We start from the raw sequence: 18,254 nt of genomic DNA on the forward strand, positions 1-18,254 counted from the left end.
GCGCTATTAGCGCTCTCGCTCGTTCAGAACGCAGCGCAAAATTTCGTTAGAATTCGTGTTCGACGTCGTCCTCGTTGGCTTTCTGGATGATTATCTTGCCGTCCCGGACCCGGACGAAGACCTCGTCGCCGATATCCATGCCCGCGACCTCGAGTTCGTCTTCGTGGAGGTTGAGGTGGACGTTGTGGTAGTTACCGTCGTCGTCTTTCGCACCGCTTGGACTCAGCTTCTTTTTCCGTACCATCGCGGGATTCTATTCCGAACTTCGCCGTAGGATATACTTAAGTGTTTTCGACGCCCCGAGCGTGGCCGTGGTACGGGCGCATCGAGCGAACGACGACGGCACGGCGACCGGATCCCGGGTGACGATACTGCGGTGAAATGGTGTACGCTACTTACTTAAAGATACTGGCGCAGTCGGTCGGTTTTGGGGGATATCTTTATGTCGGATCGTGTGCTTGACTGACATGGAGGCGAAAATCATGGTACGTGAAGACGGGAAACGAAACTTTGCACTGCGCGAATCACCCGACGACGAGTCGAGTGTCTTCTCGGGTAACACACCCCGACAGGCCGCACTCAAGGCGGCCAGACGGCTCGAGCCCGGCTCGAGCGAGGAGGCGGCGGACCGCGTCGAACTCAAACTTCGAGAGAAGGGGACGGACAAGGTACACATCTACGACGGTTGGGCGTGGGAGGAGACGGCTCCCGACGACAAGCCCGACTGGATGCCCGACGAGATCACGGAAGCGAACGTCTCGAAGAAGGGAATCGAGCACCTCGACGAGTAAGCCGTCCGATCGGTAGTTTTCTCCGGTGTGACAGCGACCAGGAGCGGCGCATGAGGTCGGAGAGAGTGTGCTGCCGCGTATCGTGTGAACCGCTCGGGGTCGAGTCGTTCGATACGCTTCGGTTCTCGTGATCAAGCGAAACCGACGAGTTCGCCGACCCCGACGGGGTCTCCCAGTCCGCTTGTGAACCGACGAATCCGGTTCGGCGAGAAAACCGAACGGACGACGATACTCACCGAGTAGAGGGTCGAATATTTTCACAATATCTCCCACATAGAGCGTTTGTCAACAAGTTAAACGGCATAATACAGAGTGTCTTTGTTAGAGCACTGCCGTACAGTTGGGTATATTCTAATAAGTGGATTTATACGGGAGTTGCCGAACAACTCGAGTGAGCCATGTTGAAGTACGTCGAAGAAGATCGAAAAATATGGTACGAAGATGATGAAAATTCGGAGAGGAACAATACGTTTGTCTCCACTACCGGGATAGGAGCGAGGAAGTTGAAGTGGGCCACTCGCAGCTTCAGTCGGGGTGGGCAATCGTGATCACGATGACCAAGTGGCGGACGCTGCTGTTAGCAACGATCGGGTTCAACTTTTCGTTCCTGATCTGGTTCTCCTTCGCGCCGTTCACGGGGCCGATGGCCGAGGAGTTCGGCCTCTCGCTCGCGGAGATCGGGATCCTCGCGAGCGCGGCGATCTGGCTCGCGCCGTTCGGTCGCATGCTGACCGGCTGGCTCTCCGATCGCTGGGGCGCGCCGACGGTGTTCGCCATCGTGTTAACCTACGTCGGCGTCTTCTCCATCGCGTCGGCGTTCGCCCAGTCTTACACCGTCTTCTTCATCGAACGGCTAATCGTTGCGACCGCTGGAATCACCTTCGTCATCGGGATCCAGCACGTCTCCGAGTGGTTCGACGAGGAACAACTGGGGACTGCGGAGGGAATCTACGCCGGCGTCGGCAACGCCGGTGCCGCCGGCGGTGCCCTCATCCTTCCGCGCGTGTTCACCGAGAACTGGAGCGGTCCGATCTTCGAAACGAGTTGGCGAGCCGCCTTCTTCTACACCGGGATCGTCTCGATCCTGCTGGCGATCGTCTACTACACGGTCGGCGAGGCCGCCAAGAGCGACGCGAAACGAGAGGCGACCAAGTCGACTGCGAACCTCAAAGATTGGCTCTACACCGCCACCCGCTACGGAACGGTCGTGCTCGCGCTGGCGTACGTGATGAGCTTCGGCCTCGAGCTCTCGATGAACGGCTGGCTGGCGACGTACTACCGGGAGGGGTTCAACACGGACAACATCGTGCTCGCTAGCACGTTCGCCGCGACGTTCTCCGTCGCAGCCGGCCTGCTTCGGCCGATCGGCGGCTACGTCAGCGACCTGCTCGCCCGCACGGAGAAGAACATTCTGCCGATCTTCACCGGTCGCTACCGCGAGCAGTGGACGTTCGTCTCGCTGTGTTTCATCGTGCTCGCGATGGTCGGGATGACGCTGGCTGGCCTGACCGGCCAGGTGCTACTGGCCGTCGCGGCCGGCTTCATCGTCGGCATGGGCTGTGCGTTCGCCGAGGGCGCGATCTTCGCGCAGGTGCCCGCGATGTTCCCCAACAGTTCGGGCAGCGTCGCGGGCGTCGTCGGCGGCGTCGGTACGGTCGGCGGAATCGTCTACCCGCTCGTCTACGCCGCGCCGATGATGCCGAGCCTCCACACCGGCTACTCCGTCGTCGCGGTCACGATGATCCCCATCCTGTTGCTGTGCGCGTGGGTCTTCCAGCCCCGCCTCGCCGAACGGGCGACCGAAGACGGCTTTCTGGCCTCGAGCGGCGATAGCGGTACCTCCGGGGCACCGATCGACGACTGAGTGCTGCGGAACCGTCGTCGACCGGCCCCGAGAACCCGACGGTCTTTTGACCCGTAGCCTGCTATCGGCGGGTAATGACTGCAGTGACGCTGGGACCCGAAGGGACCTACTCACACCGGGCGACGAGCGCGATCGCCGACGACGGCGATATCGACTTCCGCCAGTCGGTCACGGCGATCGTTGACGCCGTCGCCGCGGGCGAATACGACCGCGGCGTCATCCCCATCGAGAACAGCATCGAGGGCTCCGTGACGGAGAGCCTCGACGCCATCGCCGACTACGACGTCGCCGTCGTCCGCGAGATCGTCACGCCGATCCGACACGCCCTGCTCGCACAGGGCCCCGAGTTCGACACCGTCGCCAGCCACTCGCAGGCGCTAGCGCAGTGTCGCACCTATCTCGAGCGCGAGTACCCCGACGCGACGCTCGAGGCCGTCGCGAGCACGGCCCAGGGCGTCGACTTCGCCCGCGACGATCCCTCGGTCGCAGGTATCGGCCACCCGGCCCTCGGCGGCGACGAACTCGAGGTGCTGGCCGAGGACATTCAGGACCAGGACTCGAACGCGACGCGCTTTTTCGCGATCGCACCCGCGGCGGAGCGCTCGACGGGCGGCGGCAAGACCTCGCTGGTGGTCTACCCGAACGCGAACTACCCCGGCCTGCTGCTCGAGTTGCTCGAGCCGTTCGCGGACCGGGATATCAACCTGACCCGCGTCGAGTCGCGGCCGAGCGGCCAGCGGTTGGGCGACTACGTCTTCCACGTCGACTTCGAGGCCGGGCTCTACGAGTCACGAACGCAGGAGGCGATCGCGGACCTCGAGGAACTGGCCGAGAACGGCTGGGTCCGGCGGCTCGGCTCGTACGATACGGAACACGTCGTCGAATAGGGGGCAGAACGCTCCCCGGTCCCTGTGGCTCGAGGGAGAGAGAATCAGAGACGAACGCAGCGCGGACTGGTTGGGGCCGATCACTCGCTTGTCGTACTCTCCTCGGGACGGAGCCGCTCGCGAATCCGGTCGGCGTAGGTGGCTACACCGAGACCCGCAACGAAGGTCAGGAACGAGGGGACGAGAATCCACAGGAGGTCGGGGTGCTCCGAACCGGTGTGCAGGGCGGTATCGATCATAGCGCTCCGTACGCGAACGGGTGCGATAGTTCGACCGACAGGGGCAGAATTGACCGTTAGTGCCGGATCGAGCGCTGTCGGTGCCGAAATCACCGAACCGAGGACCGCAAACTGTTTTCACTGTCCCGCGTTACCGGGAGTATGCCACTCGATGCAGGCGACGACGCGCCGACCGTGACCGCACGCAATCAGGACGGCGAGGAGGTCTCGCCGGCGTTCGAGGAACCGACGGTCGTCTACTTCTACCCGAAAGACGACACGCCGGGGTGTACGGTCGAGGCGAACCAGTTCCAGCGCGAGCGCGAGACCTATCGCGACGCCGGCGTCGACGTCTACGGCGTCTCTGTCGACGACGTCGACTCCCACCGGTCCTTTTCCGAGTCGGAGGGCCTCGAGTTCGACCTGCTGGCCGATCCCGACGCCGAGATCGCCGACGCGTTCGACGTCGAACTGCGCGACAGCGGCGTGACCACCCGGACGACGTTTTTGCTGGCCGACGGCGAAGTGCAGGCGGTCTACGAGGGCGTCGATCCCGACGGTCACGCGCGCGACGTCTTGCTCGACGCGCTCGACGACGGACTCGTCACCCTCCCCGAGTAACGCGTTCGATCTCCGAAACGCGAGCCGCCTTCGAGTGCCCCGCCTTCTGTCGTCGCGCTTCGGGCAGAATTTATCCCCTTCGGGACCCTACATGCCGCCATGCGACGCAATCCGTTCGACGATATCGAGGAGATGCTCGACCGCGTGAGCCGACAGGTCGAAGAGGGCATGACCGCAGGCGGGCTACAGGTCCCCGGCTCGGTGCCGGTCGACGTCGCCGACACCGACGAGCAGTACGTCGTGACGGCCGACCTCCCCGGCTACGAGACCGACGACATCGAACTGACGCTCTCGGACGGCACGCTGCGTCTCGAGGCCAACCGGACGGACGAGGAGCGCGACGCCGAGGGGAGCTATCTCCGACGCGAACGGACCGAAACGTCGGCGAGTCGGCGGATCCGCCTGCCGGAGCCGGTCGACGAGGAATCGGTGGCCGCCGGCTTCGAGAACGGCGTGCTGACGGTCCGGCTCCCGAAGGTCTCGGGAAGCGGGGACTCGAAACAGATCGACATCGAGTAGCCGGCGGTGGAGCTCCTCGGAGCCGACCGGCTTTCGGTCGTAGATCGGGGTTGCCGAGCGACGCAGCGACGCGAACGCGGCGACGGCATCCGTGCGGTCACCTGCCGACCCGTCGCCGTGATCGGTCGTTTCCGGGCAGTTATTATGTCTCGATTATAACAGCTCTGCTATGGTCCAAGTGGTCGCACTCGTCTTCGCGGGGATCTTTATCCTGTTCGGCGGTGTCGTGCTGTCTCGAGCCGGCGAACTCAGTGATCGAAGCGAAACGATCAGCGAACTCGCGTCAGCGGGCGACGAGCGGGTCGAACCGGGCGGCGAAGCCACCGTAAGCGGGCCGGTCCACGTCCTCGAGCCGGCGTCGCCGGCGCGGACCGGACCCGAGTCGAACGGAGGCGACGCACCCGCTCTCTGGGCGTGGCGGGTCCGCCAAAAGGAGAACGCACCGAACGGCAGCCGGTGGCGGACCGCCGAGTCCGAACTGGCGGTCGGCGAGTTCGCCGTCGATCACAGCTGGGACCGCGTCCGCGTGGACGCGACGACGCTGGCGACCGACGCGGACGGCGATCCCTTCGATTCGCCGGAACTGTTCCTCGGCGATCCCGAGACGGAGTCCTATCTCGGCGACCTCGGCCCGGTCAATCGCTTCTTCGAGCGAACCGGGCTGGCGGGCGAGGACGGCGTCGTCAGCGACCTCGAGTTCAACGTGAGCGTCGGCGGAAAGACCACCATGCCCGACAAGTATCAGGCCACCGTCGTCCGGGACGGCGACGAACTGGTCGTTCAGGGCGAACTGACGGAGACGGCCGACGGCTACGTCCTACGGGGAACCGACGAGACGCCGCTCGTGATCGCGACCGGGAGCCTCGAAGACCAGCGCGAGCAGGTTCGCTCGTCGGTCCGGCTCCGTCGGGCGGGCGGCGGGGTATTCGTCGGTATCGGCCTGCTCGTCGCGGTTCTCGCTGTCCTCTGACTAGTACCAGGCCCCGCCCGACGAGACGTTGATGTCCTGCCCCGTGACGTGGCGCGACGCCTCGCTCGCGAGGTGGACGGCCATGTCCGCGACTTCCTCGGGCGGGACCAGTTCGTCGATCATGAGGCTCTCGAGGACCTCCCCTTCGACCGCTTCGACGGGGACGCCCGCCGCCTCTGCCTGTCGCTCGAAGACGCCCCGGATTCGCTCGCCCTCCACCGGACCGGGACAGATCGCGTTGACGGTCACGCCGTCGTCGCCGAACTCGGCCGCCAGCGAGCGGGTCACCCCGATCAGCCCCATCTTCGAGGCGGCGTACGGGCCCCGATTGGCGTAGGGCCGCTTGCCGCCGATCGACGAGATGTTGATGACGCTTCCCTGCTCGGACTCGCGCAGGTGCGGGGCCGCTTCCCGCGTGACGCGGGCGACTCCGACGACGTTGACGTCGAGGGTCTCGAGCCACTCGCCGTCGGTCGTCTCCTCGAGCGGCGCGGTGGGGCCGGCGATCCCCGCGTTGTTGACGAGACAGTCCAGTCCGCCGAAGGCGTCGACGGTCTCGTCGATCGCATCGGTCACCGATTCGGGATCGGTCACGTCGGTCTCGACCGCCAGCGTTCGATCGGGGGCGTCGATCAGGTCGGCGGTATCGTAGATGCCGTCGCTCCTGGCCGCGAGCGCGACGTTCGCACCCTCGTCGGCGAACGCGACGGCGATTTCGCGGCCGAGCCCCTGACTCGCACCCGTGACGAAGACGGTGGAATCTGCTACCATACCTCGGGGTGTGGCGGGACGAGAATAAAACCGCTTGCCTCCCGGAACCGGTCGGGACGAGCGTTCGGTACGGCTCGAGGAGCGTTCGGCGGGACCGTTCGCCGAGGCCGTTCGACGGCCCGACGGGGGACGGTATGGAAAGCTATAGGGCGGCGTCCCCTCCTAGACGTATATAAGCAAATGAGCGACGCGGGATACGACCACGCGACGGTCGAACGGCGCTGGCAGGAGGCGTGGGACGAGGCGGACGTCTATCGGACGCCCGACGACGTCGAGGATCCGACGTACGTCCTCGGAATGTACCCGTATCCGTCGGGCAAACTCCACATGGGCCACGTCCGCAACTACACGATCACGGACGCGTACGCTCGGTATCGCCGGATGCGCGGCGACGACGTCCTCCATCCGATGGGCTGGGACGCGTTCGGTCTCCCCGCGGAGAACGCGGCCAAAGAGCGCGACACGAATCCCCGCGACTGGACGTTCGACTGCATCGAGACGATGACCGCACAGATGGAGTCGATGGGCTTTGGCTACGACTGGGAGCGGGAGATCGCCACCTGCACGCCCGAATACTACCAGTGGAATCAGTGGCTCTTCGAGCGGTTCCTCGAGGAGGACCTCGTCGAGCGCCGCGACGCCGAGGTCAACTGGTGTCCCCACTGTGAGACCGTTCTCGCCGACGAACAGGTCGAGGGCGAGGCGGAACTCTGCTGGCGCTGTGACACGCCCGTCGAACAGCGCGAACTCGAGCAGTGGTTCCTGAAGATCACCGAGTACGCCGACGAACTACTGGAAGCGATCGACGACCTCGAGGGGTGGCCGAACTCGGTTCGCCAGATGCAACGCAACTGGATCGGTCGGCAGTACGGGACGGAACTGGACTTCGAAATCGGGGAATACGGACCGGTTGAAGCGTTCACCACCCGCGTCGACACCATCTACGGAGCGACGTTCTTCGCGCTCGCACCCGATCACCCGATCAGCGAGGAACTGGCCGAAGAGAACGGCAACGTCCGTCACTTCATCGAGGAGGAGGCAGACCCGGACGGCGACGAGCCCAACGGCGTCGAGACGGGGCTGACCGCGACGAATCCCGTCACCGGCGAGGAGATCCCGGTCTACGTCGCCGACTTCGTGCTCTCGGACGTGGGGACGGGCGCGCTGATGGCCGTGCCGGGCCACGACGAGCGCGACCACGCATTCGCACAGAAGATGGGCGTCGATATCGAGCCTGTCATCGCCCCCAAACCTGACGACTGGGACGGTGAAACGGTCCCCGACGCACCCGACGTGAGCGAGGAAGCGTACACCGACGACGGCGTCCTCGTCAACTCCGGCGAGTACTCGGGCCTCGAGAGCGAGACGGCCCGCGAACGGCTGACAGAGGACGTCGAGAGCGCCGAGGAGGCCACGCAGTACCAGCTACGCGACTGGGGGATCTCCCGCCAGCGCTACTGGGGTACCCCGATTCCGGTGATTCACTGCGATGACTGCGGCCCCGTCACGGTCCCCGAGGAGGAGCTGCCGGTCGAGTTGCCGGAGTTCATAAACACCACCGGGAACCCGCTAGACGCCGCCGAGGAGTGGAAGCAGACCGCGTGTCCCGACTGCGGCGGCGAGGCCGTCCGCGAGACTGACACGATGGACACCTTCGTCGACTCCTCGTGGTACTTCCTTCGGTACGTCTCTCCGGACCTCGAGGACGCCCCCTTCGACCTGGAGCGGGCCAACGACTGGATGCCCGTCGATCAGTACGTCGGCGGCATCGAACACGCCGTGATGCACCTGCTCTACTCGCGCTTTTTCACGAAGGTGCTGGCCGACCACGAGGGGCTCGAGCACCGCGAGCCCTTCACGAACCTGCTGGCCCAGGGCATGGTCCAGCTCGAGGGCGAGAAGATGTCCAAGTCGAAGGGGAACGTCGTCTCGCCCCAGCGGATCGTCGAGGAGTACGGGGCGGACACCGCGCGGCTGTTCATGATGCAGGCCGCCCAGCCCGAACGCGACTTCGACTGGAGCGAAGAGGGCGTCCAGTCGACCTACGCCTTCCTCGATCGGCTGAAGGGAATGGTCGAACAGCACGCGGCGCAACGCGCCGCGGAAGATGCGAGCGGGCAGAGCCCGCGAGCCGACGAGCCCGACGGCGACGACGACGCCGTCGCGAGCTACGTCGACGCGGAGATCGACGCGACGATCGCCATCGCCAGCGAGGAGTACGACGACCTAACGTTCAACAAGGCGCTGCGTGAAACGCAGGATCTGACGCGGACGCTACGGCAATACGCCAATCACACCGATCCCCACGCGGCGACCTACGAGCGCGGGCTCTCGGCCGTGGTCCGCCTGCTCTCGCCGGTGGCACCCCACCTCGCCGAGGCGCTCTACGAGACGCTGGGCAACGACGAGTTCGTCGCAGAGGCCGAGTGGCCGACCGCCGATGTCGACCGCGACCACGTCGCCAAGCGCCGCCGACTGGTCGAAAACACTCGTGAGGACATCCGTGACATCGTCGAGGTCGCCGGGATCGATGATCCGACGGCGATCGACGTGGTCGTCGCCCCCGACTGGAAGTACGACGCCCTCGAGATCGCGATCGAGAGCGACGCCGACAACCTGATCGGCGAACTCATGGGCGAGTCACACATCCGCGAGCAGGGCGACGCGGCGGCCGACTACGGGCAGGACCTCCAGGTCGAACGCGAGGCGCTGTCGATGACGCTCGGGCCGAGCGACGAACACGCGGCGCTCGAGTCCGCCGCGTGGCTGATCGAACGCGAGTTCGAGGCACCGGTTCGCGTCGTTCGCGCCGACGAGGCCGACGACGACGTGCTCACAAACGCCGAGCCCGGTCGACCGGCCATCGAGATAGACGACTGAACCCACCCCCGGCGATCACCGCCACGTAAATCGATCGCGCCGTCCGCGGAGAGTTGCGGACCGTTCGCCGATGTTCCGATCAGCTTTTCGCTCCGCTACAAGTCAATTAAATATAATTTATGTTTATTTGAGCGTTAGTTCGGGCAAACAAAATACCGGGAATAATGTCTGTAGAACTGATTCTCAAGGGATAGTGTATGACTATCATTCGCGACAATCAGTTGAATCGATACATTCAATTGGGGCGGGTAAACATTGTTAAAGAAGACATCGGGCAGCATCGCGCTGCCCGACGGCTCAACGAGACACTATGGCATTCGAGGACTATCTCCCTGATCGGCTCAGAGAAACGTACAGTGTAAAGATCGGTCTCATATTCTTGCTGGTCGTCGTTATGACGGTACTGGTTTCCGCGCTCTTTTTGGGCCACGTCTCCGGTACGGTCGGCCCGGCGGCGGAAGACCACTTCAGCGATCGAACGGCGGACCGAGGCGACGTCGCAGCGGCCTGGCTCGAGGCGAACGCCGAAACGGCGAACGGGCTGGCCGCGGATGCGACCGTTCAGGAAGGGACCAACGCTGAAATCAGCGAACGGCTCGCGACGGCCCAGTCGACGCGCGGGGATCGAATCAGCGAAATTCACTATCTCGACGGCGACGGCGAGGTACTCGCGAGCAGTGCGGACGGCGCGGTCGGCGAGAACTTCTTCGAAACGGCCGGCGTCGAGGGTGCCACCGACGGACCCAGCGCCGCCCACGACGCGGTCGCGAGCGACGAATCGGTGCTCTCGTTCGTCGCCGCGGTCGACGGCGAATCGGACCGTTACGTCGCCGTTTCCGCCCCCGTGAGCGCGTTCGGCTCGACCCTCGAGACCGCAGACGACCGGCGGACGATCGTCACCGACGCGAACGGCGAGCCGATCGCGGCGGTCGGCGAGGCGGCGACGGTCGGCGACGACGCCGTCCTCGACGCCGCTTCGCCGGACGGAGACGGCGTCTCGACCGGGACCCCCGAGGACGCCGAGACGGAGTTCGCGGCCACGTCGGCGACGATCGACGTCGGCGGCGAATCGCTGACGGTCACGAGCTACGATACCGCGGCGGCCGTCTACGGCCCGCAGCGGACCGCGACGTCGTCGCTGGTCGCCTTGCTGCTGGTCGTCATCCTCCACCTCGGCCTCGTCGGGGTCGTCCTCGGCGGGAACATCTCGCTGAACCTCCGGCAGCTCGCCGGCAAAGCCGAACGGATGGGTGACGGCGACCTCGAGGTCGGTTTCGAGACCGACCGGATCGACGAGGTCGGATCGCTCTACGGCTCCTTTGCGTCGATGCGAGATTCGCTTCGGGAGACGCTATCGGACCTCGAAGACCAGCGCGAACGCGCCCGCGAAGCGCAACGGAGGACCGAAGAGCGAAACCGCGAGCTCGAGGCCGAAGCCGAGCGCTACAGCGAGGTCATGGCGTCGTGTGCCGACGGTGACCTCCAGCGGCGTCTCGAGCCCGAGACGGACCACGAGGCGATGGTCTCGATCGCCGAGGCGTTCAACGAGATGATCGCCGATCTGGAGGAGACGGTCGCCCAGGTCAAGACGATCTCCGCGGAGGTCGCGCGGACGAGTACGGAGGTCCAGACCAGCTCCGACGAGATCCGGCGGGCGAGCGAAGAGGTCAGCTCGTCGGTCCAGGAAATCTCCGACGGCTCCGCGTCGCAGGCCGAGGACCTGTCGATGGCGTCGACCGAGGTCAAGGAGATGTCCGCGACCGTCGAGGAGGTCGCCGCCGCGACGAGCACCATCGCCGAACAATCGAGTCAGGTCGACGAACTGGCGACCGACGGCCAGCGGGCGGCCACCGAGACGACGGCGGAGATGCACGCGGCCAGCGAACAGACGGAAGCCGTCGCCGAGACGATCCGATCGCTGGACGAGGAGGCCGAGCAGATTCAGGAGATCGTCGAGCTGATCGACGAGATCGCCGGCCAGACCAATATGCTCGCGTTGAACGCGGCCATCGAGTCCGCGCGATCCGAAAGCGCCTCGAGCGATAGCGGCGGCTTCCAGGCCGTCGCAGACGAGGTCAAGGAACTCGCAGCCGAGACTCAGACGGCGGTCGACGATGTCGAAACTATGATCGAATCGATACAGCAGCGCGCGACGAAGAGTGCCACGCAGATCGAGGCGGCCGAATCGACGATCGGATCGGCGACCGAACAGGTCGACTCGCTCTCGAACAGACTCGACCGGATCGCGACGGAGATCGAACAGGTGACGATCGGCGTCCAGGAGATCGATCAGGCGACCGACGAACAGGCGGGATCCGCCGGGGAGTTGGCGACGATCGTCCAGGACGTCGCGAGCGTCGCCGACGAGACGACCTCGCAGGCCCAGCAGGTCGCCGCGGCCGCCGAAGAGACGACCGCGACGATCACCGACGTCTCGGCCGAGGCGACGCGGCTCGACGAACGGGCGACGAACCTCGCCGACGCCGTCGACGAGTTCACCGTTTCCTCGGGGGCCGATCCGACCGTGACCCCGGCGGGACAGGGAGGTGACAGCCGATGATCCCCGAACTCCAACTCTATCGGATCGCCTTCTACGCGATGGTCGCCGCGACAGTCGGCTTCCTCGTCTGGATCGCACGAATGCCGGCCGGGAAACGACGGTACTACCTGCCGGTCCCGATCATCTGCGGGACGCTCGCGCTCGCCAACTTCGGAATGTCGATCGAACTGTTCAGAATCACGACGGCGGGAGGCGATCCGATTCCGATGACCCGGTACGTCGACTACACGATCGTGACGCCGATCATGGTCGTCGTCGCCGGGCTGGTCGCCGGCGCGACACGACGACAACTGGCTGCAGCCGCCGTCCTGAGCGTGATGTGGGTCGGTTCGACGGCCGTCCGCTATTTCCTCGAGCCCCCGTTGAACGCGGCGGCCGGGATCGTCACGATCGTCTCCCTCGTGGCGATCGTTTACCTGATGGTGTGGCCGCTCACGAAGCGCTCCGCATCCCGAAGCGGCGAGCGCGTCCTGCTCTACGGGAAGCTCCGGAACTTGCTCCTGTTGCTCTGGGTGTTCTATCTGATCATGGGGTTCGTCTCGCGACAGGGCCTCGGACTGCTCGACGCGTTCGGCGGTATCTTCGTTGCCTCCTACCTCGACATCCTCGCCCGGATCGGGTTCGGCGTACTGGTGTTACGAGCGACCAACGCCACCGATCAGGTGATCGAGAGTCTCAGATCGTCGAATGCGGGTGACGACGGCTCGGACGGCGTCACGCTCGAGAGATCCGACGACACAGCGGTCGACCCGGCCGACTAACGCCAGCGCCACGGTCCGGTGCCGGATAGCGGCCCTCTCCGCGGAGTACCGACCGAACCACCATCGGATTTGACAGCAGGCTATCTAGTATTTACGTCGCCCCGTCGTCGGGTACTGACAGTACCTGTTGGTTCCGAGGATGACTGCACAACGCACGGATCCGTTTCGATGGAGGTTCGCGGGAGGATCGTCGCCAAACGCACCGCACGTCGCCTCGATGACCTGGCGCGACGGACTGTTCGTCCACTGGCCGGTCGATCCGGACGAACTTCGACCGCACGTCCCCGGTCAACTAACTCTCGAGACGCGGGACGGTCGCGCCTGGCTGGGCGTGCTCCCGTTCGTGTTGACGAACGTGGGCCTCCGCGGGACGCCGTCGATCACCCGGCTGGCGTTTCCAGTACTCACCGTCCGGACGTACGTCCGCTATCGAGGCGATCCCGGCGTCTTTTTCTTCAGCATCGATCTCGACGGGTCGCCGATCGCGACGACGGTCGGCCGAACGACGAGTTTGCCAGTCTACGACGCGAACATCCGGGTCGGGGCCACCGAGGAGAACCACGTCGCCTTCGCGAGCGAGCGCCGGCGGACGGACGATGACACGCCCGCTCGATTCGCCGCGACCTACCGTCCCGACGGCGAGATCCGGACCGCCGAACCGGACACGCTCGAGCACTGGCTCACCGCCCGTCGGCGGTTCTACGCGCCGACCGCGAGCGGCGTCCTGACCGGCGAGATCGCACACGACCCGTGGCCGCTCCAGCCCGCCGACGTGGCGATTCACGAGAACACGATGCTCGAGGCCAACGGCCTGTCGACGCCGACCGACGGCCCGGTCGTCCAGTACGCCGACGAACTCTCGATGACCGGTTCGATTCCGCGGCGGTTGTGAGCGGTAGGGTCGTACATATTTACCCGACCTCACGGCGGTGGCGCGTGCTGTGGCGCGGTTCGCCGACGGCGAACCGCGGCTCGAAGCCACGCGAGGTCCACGAGCGAAGGCTTGTCAGAGCGTGCTCTGACAGTGGATGAGTGAGCGACTGGAAGGAGCGAGCGTTAGCGCGGAACCGGAGGTTCCGCGAACCATGCGAACGGGCAGTGCGCGGCGCGACGCGCCGCGACTGTCGGGACGGCGCAGCCGTCCCGCAGCGCCCGTGAGCAGAAATCGGCTGGGGTGGGTGTGGCATTTCGTAGCCGCGTGAGCAGGACGCTCATAGCGTCGATAAGTCGCGAGATAGATATTCGAGAGCCTCATCGACCGCAGTCGGTGAGTCAAAACTGCCGTTCCTATGAGCCGTCCGCACCGATCATATCGAACGGGTAGCCGACGCCATCCGCCGACGCCCGCTCGTAGACGACTCGCGCGGCCGCCACGTCCTGAATCGCGAGCCCGGTCGAATCGAAGACCGTGATCCCCGTCTCGTCGGTCCGTCCCGCTTTCGACCCGACAACGAGTTCGCCGATCTCACCGTGAATGTCCGCGTCGGTCAGCGTCCCCGCGCGGTAGGGGACGTTGATCTCGCCCGAATGCGTACACTGCTCGTGGTCGTCGATAACGATCGTCGCCGCCTCGAGCAACGCATCAGCCAGCTCGTGTTTGCCCTCGGCGTCGGCCCCGATGGCGTTGACGTGCGTCCGTTCGCCGACGTCTGCGAGTCCCACGATCGGCTCCTCGACCGGCGTCACGGTCGAGAGCACGTCACAGCGCCCCGCCTCCGAAATCGAGCCCCCACGGACGTCGAACCGGTCCGCGTAGGTCTCGACGAACCGCTGGACTCGCTCCTCGTCGGGATCCGAGACGACGACCGTCTCGATCGGGCGGACCTCGCTGATCGCCTCGAGTTGCGTGTACGACTGGACGCCGGCCCCGACGAGACCGAGGGTCGAGGCGTCCTCGACGGCCAGATAGTCGGTCGCGACCGCCGCCGCAGCGCCCGTTCGTTTCATGGTGAGCGTCGTGCCGTCCATGATCGCCAGCGGAAACGCGGTCTCGGGATCGGAGTAGATCATCGTCCCCAGAACGGTCGGCAGGTCGTGGTCCGCGGGGTTGTCCGGGTGGACGTTGACCCATTTCAGTCCGGCCGCGTCCCACTCGCCGGTGTCGAGGTAGGCGGGCATCGACCGGAAATCGCCGTTGTATCGGGGCAGGTCGATGTAGGACTTAGCGGGCATCTGCGTCGTCCCGCGCTCGAAGGCCGCGAACGCCTGTTCGACGGCGTCGATGACGTCGCCGAGGGCGGCGTACTCGTCGACGTCGTCGCTGTCCAGGAGAAGCGTGTTCATACCCGCGAATATTGCGGGCTCGTACTTAGTTCGTCGTGACTCGAGGGCTCCGTGTGAGACTGAACCGCCCGGTATGCGCCTGATTCCACCAGTGAGCGATACGAACGACGAGCGGATCCGGAAGTCGGGATCTGAGAGCGACGAAAGAGAAAACGATGAAATGGGCCGACTGCAGTGAGCGACTCGAGCGGGCTATCGCCCCTTGAACCCGCGCCCGAATCGAGCGTCGGCGAGTGAGCGGTTCGGAGAACCCGAACGACGCCGTTCACCGAGCGCGGCACGCAGTGCCGCGCTCGGGCCGACGAGTGACCATCGGGAGCGAGGAGTGCTTTAGATCCAGGTTTTACCGAGCGAACGAGCGAGCGACGTGAGCGAGTGAGCGCAGCGTAAAAGCTGGGCTTACATCATGCCGCCCATGCCGCCGCCCATACCGCCCATGCCGCCGCCCATGCCACCGCCGCCCGGCGGCATCTCTTCCTCGTCGTCATCGTGGGAGACCGCAAGGTCACCCGCGGCGATGACGTCGTCGATGCGAAGCAGCATGACGGCCGCCTCGGTGGCGGATTCGATCGCCTGCGTCTTCACGCGGAGCGGCTCGTAGACGCCCTCGGCGTCCATGTCGATGGTGTCGCCGGTGTAGGCGTCGAGCCCGGCACCCGTGTCGCCGCCGTCGTGGGCACTGCGGAGTTCCACGAGGGAGTCGATGGGGTCGAGCCCGGCGTTCTCGGCCAGCGTACGCGGGATGACCTCGAGCGCGTCGGCGAAGGCCTCGACGGCGAGCTGTTCGCGGCCGCCGACGGAGTCGGCGTAGTCGCGCAGCGAGAGCGAGACGTCGATCTCGGGTGCGCCGCCGCCGGCGAGCACTTTGCCGTCTTCGAGCGTCGTTCGGACGACGCCGAGGGAGTCCTCGACGGCGCGGTCGATCTCGTCGATGACGTGTTCGGTGCCACCGCGGAGGATCAGGGTGACGGCCTTCGCGTCCTCGACGTCCTCGACGAAGATGCGCTGGTCGCCGGCGATCTCCTTCTGGGCGACGCTACCGGCGGCACCGAGGTCGTCCTCGGTCAGGTCGTCGACGCTCGAGACCGGCGTTGCGCCGGTCGCGCGGGCGAGCTGGGCCTGATCGCTGGACTTGACGCGACGGACTGCGATGATGCCTTCCTGTGCGAGATAGTGCTGGGCCATGTCGTCGATGCCGCCGTCGACGAAGACGACGTCAGCGCCGACGTCAGCGACCGCTTCGGCCATCTCGCGCAACTGGGCCTCCTCCTGCTCGAGGAACTGCTCGAGCTGGTCGGGATCGGTGACGTTTACTTCGGCGTCGATCTCGGTCTCCTTGATCTCGAGATCGCCGTTGACGATCGCCACGTTGGCGTCCTCGGCGAAGTACGGCATGTTGTCGGAGACGCGCTCCTTGTCGACGATGACGCCTTCGACGAGTTCGGAGTTCTCGACGGAGCCGCCGACGACCTTCTCGACTTTGATGTTGTCCGTGTCGACGCCCTCGTCGTCGGCGACCGCGCGAACGGCCTCGACGATGAGTTCGGAGAGCAGATCCTTCGCGTTCTCTGCGCCCTTACCGGTCATCGCCGTCGCGGCGATCTGCTCGAGGATCTCCGTGTCGTCCTCGTCGACGTCGATGGCGATCTCCTCGAGGGCCGCGGTGGCTTCCTCGGCGGCCTCTCGGTACCCCTGGGCGAGGGTGGTCGCGTGGATGTCCTGGTCGAGGAGGTCCTCGGCCTGGCTGAGGAGTTCGCCGGCGACGACGACGGCGCTGGTGGTGCCGTCACCGACCTCCTCTTCCTGGGTCTCGGCGACTTCGACGATCATGTCGGCCGCGGGGTGGTCGATCTCCATCTCCGAGAGCAGTGTGACACCGTCGTTGGTGACGATGACGTTGCCCGAGGAGTCGACGAGCATCTTGTCCATCCCCTTCGGGCCGAGCGTCGTCCGAACGGACTCGGCGACGGCCTTCCCGGCCTGTACGTTCATCGACTGCGCGTCCTCTCCGGAGGTTCGCTGACTGTCCTCCGAGAGTACGATAAGGGGCTGATTGCCCATCTGCTGTTGAGCCATAGTCACTCGAATGATTGTTTGTGATTCTATATAAGCCTTTCTCTATCAGCTGAAGATGAGCGCCCCAGGAGGGCCATGTCTGGCGTTTTCGATCCGATAGCTGTCAGGGTATATATGGACGCACAACGTGAGAATCGGCGAATGGACGCGCTTCGGCGGTGATACCGCACGGGTCGAACAGCCGCGGGACCGTCAGTTCCGATCGATCGGCCGACAGAACGTCCGTTCACGGTGTCGATCGCGGAGGCGAACACCGAAAGCGAAGTCGTCGATCAGGACTGGCCGCCGGGGAACCGGTGATACTCCATCCCCTTGTGTTTCATCTCGTTGTGCTTCTCCTCGAGGAAGGAGTAAACCGCGCCGTGGGGTGCCCCGTCGAGGAGCATCTCGGCGGCGCTGCGGACCACGTCGACCTCCTGTGGGCCGCCGATAATCCCGAGCGTCGAGCCGTAGATGACGACGTCGGCCCCGGTTAGCTCCTCCATCAGTTCGCGGGTCCGACCGCTCTCGCCGATGAGCCGGCCCTTCTTGCGTTTCATGTCGGTCTTGTTGCGCGAGGCGGCGTCGATGTCGACGACGTCGAACAACATCATATCGTCCTCGAGCAGTCGCAGGGCGTCTTCGGGTGCGAATCCGCGCCCGATGGCGCGAACGATCTCGGGGCCTTTGAGGCCGAGCACGGGGTCACCGACGGTTTCGACGGCGACGGAGCCGTTCTCCGAGTCGATGTCGAGTCGCACTTCCGCTTCCGCCTCGATCTCGCGCATCGTCTCGCCTCCTTCACCGATGAGAACGCCGATGCGGTCCTGCGGAATCTTCACGTGCTGCATACGGTTCGCTACTGGCTGGGCGAGGTTAAGCGCTTGGTCCGCGAGTACTGGGTGGGACGTGGCACCCACGTACGTGGTCACGTCGGTTGCCGGTAGCCTATCCGAACCTGTCAGTCACCGGTGGCCACCCCGAACCGTCGAGGAATCCGATTCGAGCGCCGGTCCGCGACGGTCGGGCTACCGCCGCGAGCCGACGCCCGATGACCCGCCGACGGGTCCGCAG

General features: G+C 65.3%; 16 protein-coding genes. 10 read left to right on the plus strand and 6 right to left on the minus strand.

Annotation, left to right across the window (positions count from 1 at the left end):
- Positions 1-46 precede the first annotated feature (46 nt).
- Positions 47-244 carry a hypothetical protein gene (locus LDH74_RS15890; RefSeq protein ID WP_098725211.1) on the minus strand — a complete coding sequence of 66 codons (198 nt, stop codon included), beginning with the start codon at positions 242-244 and terminating at the stop codon, positions 47-49.
- Positions 245-482: 238 nt separating this feature from the next.
- On the opposite strand from LDH74_RS15890, the gene LDH74_RS15895 reads away from it, so the two are divergent.
- The 3 genes from LDH74_RS15895 (at position 483) to pheA (ending at position 3,542) form a co-directional block, all read left to right on the plus strand.
- Positions 483-791: a non-histone chromosomal MC1 family protein gene (locus LDH74_RS15895; protein WP_098727332.1), complete on the plus strand. Its 309-nt coding sequence runs from the start codon at positions 483-485 to the stop codon at positions 789-791.
- A gap of 553 nt (positions 792-1,344) precedes the next feature.
- Positions 1,345-2,655 (plus strand): MFS transporter, encoded by a 1,311-nt coding sequence (locus LDH74_RS15900; RefSeq protein ID WP_345778530.1) that lies wholly within the window; start codon positions 1,345-1,347, stop codon positions 2,653-2,655.
- A gap of 74 nt (positions 2,656-2,729) precedes the next feature.
- Complete coding sequence (gene pheA / locus LDH74_RS15905; protein ID WP_226039677.1) at positions 2,730-3,542, plus strand: prephenate dehydratase; 813 nt, start codon at positions 2,730-2,732, stop codon at positions 3,540-3,542.
- Positions 3,543-3,622: 80 nt separating this feature from the next.
- Here the strand turns inward: pheA and LDH74_RS15910 are convergent, their stop codons facing one another.
- The gene (locus LDH74_RS15910; protein WP_226039678.1) at positions 3,623-3,781 is read right to left on the minus strand and encodes a hypothetical protein; all 159 of its coding nucleotides are present in this window, start codon (positions 3,779-3,781) and stop codon (positions 3,623-3,625) included.
- 141 nt (positions 3,782-3,922) lie between these two features.
- Here LDH74_RS15910 and LDH74_RS15915 point away from each other — a divergent pair, with 141 nt between their 5' ends.
- The 3 genes from LDH74_RS15915 (at position 3,923) to LDH74_RS15925 (ending at position 5,870) form a co-directional block, all read left to right on the plus strand.
- Positions 3,923-4,381 (plus strand): peroxiredoxin, encoded by a 459-nt coding sequence (locus LDH74_RS15915; protein WP_226039679.1) that lies wholly within the window; start codon positions 3,923-3,925, stop codon positions 4,379-4,381.
- Between the two features lie 99 nt (positions 4,382-4,480).
- Positions 4,481-4,900, plus strand: a complete 420-nt coding sequence (locus LDH74_RS15920; RefSeq protein ID WP_226039680.1) for an Hsp20/alpha crystallin family protein — start codon at positions 4,481-4,483, stop codon at positions 4,898-4,900.
- Between the two features lie 169 nt (positions 4,901-5,069).
- The gene (locus LDH74_RS15925) at positions 5,070-5,870 is read left to right on the plus strand and encodes a hypothetical protein (protein ID WP_226039681.1); all 801 of its coding nucleotides are present in this window, start codon (positions 5,070-5,072) and stop codon (positions 5,868-5,870) included.
- Here LDH74_RS15925 and LDH74_RS15930 read toward each other — a convergent pair whose 3' ends face one another.
- Positions 5,871-6,641: an SDR family oxidoreductase gene (locus LDH74_RS15930; protein WP_226039682.1), complete on the minus strand. Its 771-nt coding sequence runs from the start codon at positions 6,639-6,641 to the stop codon at positions 5,871-5,873.
- Positions 6,642-6,821: 180 nt separating this feature from the next.
- Between LDH74_RS15930 and leuS the strand changes: the two genes are divergently transcribed.
- From leuS to LDH74_RS15950, 4 genes are all read left to right on the plus strand, one after another.
- Positions 6,822-9,521 carry a leucine--tRNA ligase gene (gene leuS, locus LDH74_RS15935; RefSeq protein ID WP_226039683.1) on the plus strand — a complete coding sequence of 900 codons (2,700 nt, stop codon included), beginning with the start codon at positions 6,822-6,824 and terminating at the stop codon, positions 9,519-9,521.
- Between the two features lie 310 nt (positions 9,522-9,831).
- Positions 9,832-12,081, plus strand: a complete 2,250-nt coding sequence (locus LDH74_RS15940; protein WP_226039684.1) for a methyl-accepting chemotaxis protein — start codon at positions 9,832-9,834, stop codon at positions 12,079-12,081.
- Positions 12,078-12,842: a bacteriorhodopsin gene (locus LDH74_RS15945; RefSeq protein ID WP_226039685.1), complete on the plus strand. Its 765-nt coding sequence runs from the start codon at positions 12,078-12,080 to the stop codon at positions 12,840-12,842. The genes LDH74_RS15940 and LDH74_RS15945 overlap by 4 nt, the downstream gene beginning before the upstream one ends.
- Positions 12,843-12,981: 139 nt before the next feature.
- The gene (locus LDH74_RS15950) at positions 12,982-13,734 is read left to right on the plus strand and encodes a DUF2071 domain-containing protein (RefSeq protein ID WP_226039686.1); all 753 of its coding nucleotides are present in this window, start codon (positions 12,982-12,984) and stop codon (positions 13,732-13,734) included.
- A 395-nt stretch (positions 13,735-14,129) separates the two neighbouring features.
- Here LDH74_RS15950 and LDH74_RS15955 read toward each other — a convergent pair whose 3' ends face one another.
- The 3 genes from LDH74_RS15955 to LDH74_RS15965 all read right to left on the minus strand — a co-directional run bounded on the left by LDH74_RS15955 (position 14,130) and on the right by LDH74_RS15965 (position 18,031).
- On the minus strand, positions 14,130-15,125 hold the full coding sequence (locus LDH74_RS15955; protein WP_226039687.1) for an ornithine cyclodeaminase family protein: 996 nt from the start codon (positions 15,123-15,125) through the stop codon (positions 14,130-14,132).
- Positions 15,126-15,524: 399 nt separating this feature from the next.
- Positions 15,525-17,186: a thermosome subunit alpha gene (gene thsA, locus LDH74_RS15960; protein ID WP_226042541.1), complete on the minus strand. Its 1,662-nt coding sequence runs from the start codon at positions 17,184-17,186 to the stop codon at positions 15,525-15,527.
- A 287-nt stretch (positions 17,187-17,473) separates the two neighbouring features.
- A complete protein-coding gene (locus tag LDH74_RS15965; protein ID WP_226039688.1) occupies positions 17,474-18,031 on the minus strand; it encodes a KH domain-containing protein in 558 nt (185 codons plus the stop codon).
- Positions 18,032-18,254: the final 223 nt, after the last annotated feature.

The sequence above is a fragment of the Natrinema sp. DC36 genome, assembly GCF_020405225.1.
Taxonomy (GTDB): Archaea; Halobacteriota; Halobacteria; order Halobacteriales; family Natrialbaceae; genus Natrinema.

Excerpts from the sequence above, each read along its gene's own strand:
- LDH74_RS15890 (WP_098725211.1), bottom strand. The coding sequence starts at position 244 with ATGGTACGGAAAAAGAAGCTGAGTCCAAGCGGTGCGAAAGACGACGAC.
- LDH74_RS15895 (WP_098727332.1), top strand. The coding sequence starts at position 483 with ATGGTACGTGAAGACGGGAAACGAAACTTTGCACTGCGCGAATCACCC.
- LDH74_RS15900 (WP_345778530.1), top strand. The coding sequence starts at position 1,345 with ATGACCAAGTGGCGGACGCTGCTGTTAGCAACGATCGGGTTCAACTTT.
- pheA (WP_226039677.1), top strand. The coding sequence starts at position 2,730 with ATGACTGCAGTGACGCTGGGACCCGAAGGGACCTACTCACACCGGGCG.
- LDH74_RS15910 (WP_226039678.1), bottom strand. The coding sequence starts at position 3,781 with ATGATCGATACCGCCCTGCACACCGGTTCGGAGCACCCCGACCTCCTG.
- LDH74_RS15915 (WP_226039679.1), top strand. The coding sequence starts at position 3,923 with ATGCCACTCGATGCAGGCGACGACGCGCCGACCGTGACCGCACGCAAT.
- LDH74_RS15920 (WP_226039680.1), top strand. The coding sequence starts at position 4,481 with ATGCGACGCAATCCGTTCGACGATATCGAGGAGATGCTCGACCGCGTG.
- LDH74_RS15925 (WP_226039681.1), top strand. The coding sequence starts at position 5,070 with ATGGTCCAAGTGGTCGCACTCGTCTTCGCGGGGATCTTTATCCTGTTC.
- LDH74_RS15930 (WP_226039682.1), bottom strand. The coding sequence starts at position 6,641 with ATGGTAGCAGATTCCACCGTCTTCGTCACGGGTGCGAGTCAGGGGCTC.
- leuS (WP_226039683.1), top strand. The coding sequence starts at position 6,822 with ATGAGCGACGCGGGATACGACCACGCGACGGTCGAACGGCGCTGGCAG.
- LDH74_RS15940 (WP_226039684.1), top strand. The coding sequence starts at position 9,832 with ATGGCATTCGAGGACTATCTCCCTGATCGGCTCAGAGAAACGTACAGT.
- LDH74_RS15945 (WP_226039685.1), top strand. The coding sequence starts at position 12,078 with ATGATCCCCGAACTCCAACTCTATCGGATCGCCTTCTACGCGATGGTC.
- LDH74_RS15950 (WP_226039686.1), top strand. The coding sequence starts at position 12,982 with ATGACTGCACAACGCACGGATCCGTTTCGATGGAGGTTCGCGGGAGGA.
- LDH74_RS15955 (WP_226039687.1), bottom strand. The coding sequence starts at position 15,125 with ATGAACACGCTTCTCCTGGACAGCGACGACGTCGACGAGTACGCCGCC.
- thsA (WP_226042541.1), bottom strand. The coding sequence starts at position 17,186 with ATGGGCAATCAGCCCCTTATCGTACTCTCGGAGGACAGTCAGCGAACC.
- LDH74_RS15965 (WP_226039688.1), bottom strand. The coding sequence starts at position 18,031 with ATGCAGCACGTGAAGATTCCGCAGGACCGCATCGGCGTTCTCATCGGT.